The following is a 1,825-nucleotide window of genomic DNA, read 5'->3' as shown; positions in this document are numbered from 1 at the left end:
GTTCATTAGCTTCTTTAGTCAGATAGATTTGCTCCCAATGCTTTTTTCGATCAAAATTGTCCATCTAAAAACTTTCTAATAAAAGGATTAACAACAATCTGCGCCCGCAACCATAAGCTGATGGTTTTTCTGCATATACTGTAATGCTAAAAATATCGGCTATGAATAAATTACTTTTTCCTTTAATCTAGCTCAAAAATTTCCCTGAACTTTGCTTGCATTTCTGTAATTTCTCCATCACTAAGTTTTGAAAATTGTTCACGGCGCCGTTTGGGGAACACCCCTTTATTCTGATGAAGAAATGTAATCATCAAATTTAAATCATTATCCGGCATGTCAACAACATTCTGTAAACCCCTTTTCGCCTCATCATATCTTTGAATGAAAAGCAATTCTCCGGGCATATCTTCCCGAAGTGTAGCATGGATTGTTTCTATAAGATAGATACAATGGTCCGTGAGATCCGGATAACGGAAATATCCTTCTACGTTTGCTGCATTTGTTACAATCACTTCACTAGTATCCGTCTTGTCGTATTTAATGCGCTGCATAAGGGGCCTAGAATATTTTTCCAGTATGGCGTCGTAATCTTTCATGTTGTTTAGCATATGGGCGGATACCGGTATAATAAGACCGTGCGGCACGACGCCATCATGTACGAGTATATCATGTATTAAAAACCGGTGTAATCTACCATTCCCATCTTCAAAAGGATGAATAAATACGAAGCCAAAGGCTATAACTGCCGCCCGGATTTCGGAAAATATGCCAGCGGTTTTAACAGCGATATCTCTTAAGCCCCTCATCAAAGAGGGAACGAAAGCTGGCGGTGGGCAGATATAATGAACGAGGTCATAGCCTCCTGGCATGGTTTGGCCAATATAGTTCTGAAAATCTCTGAATGAGCTTGCAGCATACCGCGGATCGGCGATCGCATTTTGCAATTCAACTAAACCTTTCTCTTCCAATAACACTTCAGTGGTTTTTTTCCCAGCAGACATAAGTAAGTTTATAAACTTGGCCATTCTGTCGGCTGAAGGCTTTTCCCGTTCTATTTCATAAGAGGACCTTGTTTCCTTACCATACAAATAATAAACCGCACGGCGGAATATATCTTCAGAGAAGCCTTGCTTTAACTGATCCATATCCCCGGCAATACTTAGATTCAATAATTCTTCGAGTTTTTTAGTCTTCCTTACAATCGGGCAAAATGAAGAAGTTCCTAACAGGTTATCATTAATATGCCAGCGAGTACTTTTCACAATGTTACCGGTAATATATTTCCTGGGATCTAATAGGTCGACATAATTACCCGTGATAGGTTTGTTTATGGTTAATGTATGTCTAGTCAGCAATTCATATAAATATCCCACCTTGCGACTATACTTGCTTGAAGGGGAAGATTCTATGTAGGTTACAAGTTCGTCAGTTGGAATTCTTTCAAATACCGCTTTCAAGAAATCAAGATTGAGATCATCATATTTTAAAGAAAACTCAAGGTGCAATATCGGCGAGTCCGTGATTGGCGCATATCTGGTATTATATACTTGTTCGACGTTCCCTGCGGAAGTTAATTCAATCTTGTCGATTTTGCCGATGAAAGAACTGTGTGTTATCGTAAACCAGGATAATTTATAATGTCTTTTCAACCATTCGCTTCCTGCTGGGACTGTTAACATACTGCATATTTACTGTAAAAGTATTAAAACATATTGAAAAATAGTTAAAATTATTTATTTTTCATGTAAAACAATTAAAATAAATCTTTATTCATTGAAAAAAGTTAAAAGCAGGAGGCATTTTCGTATGCGTCAAAATAGGTCCC

General features: G+C 37.8%; 1 protein-coding gene. It reads right to left on the bottom strand.

Features of this window, described 5'->3' with window-relative positions; all coding sequences use genetic code 11:
- Positions 1 to 182 precede the first annotated feature (182 nt).
- Positions 183 to 1,679: a Fic family protein gene (locus tag ACQR30_RS02545; protein WP_429730795.1), complete on the bottom strand. Its 1,497-nt coding sequence runs from the start codon at positions 1,677 to 1,679 to the stop codon at positions 183 to 185.
- Between the last annotated feature and the right edge of the window lie 146 nt (positions 1,680 to 1,825).

It is taken from the genome of Arachidicoccus sp. (assembly GCF_050436765.1).
GTDB lineage: Bacteria > Bacteroidota > Bacteroidia > Chitinophagales > Chitinophagaceae > Arachidicoccus.
This window is presented reverse-complemented; position numbering and strand designations above follow the sequence as displayed.

Coding starts and splice junctions, on each gene's coding strand:
- ACQR30_RS02545 (WP_429730795.1), bottom strand. CDS start 1,679: ATGTTAACAGTCCCAGCAGGAAGCGAATGGTTGAAAAGACATTATAAA.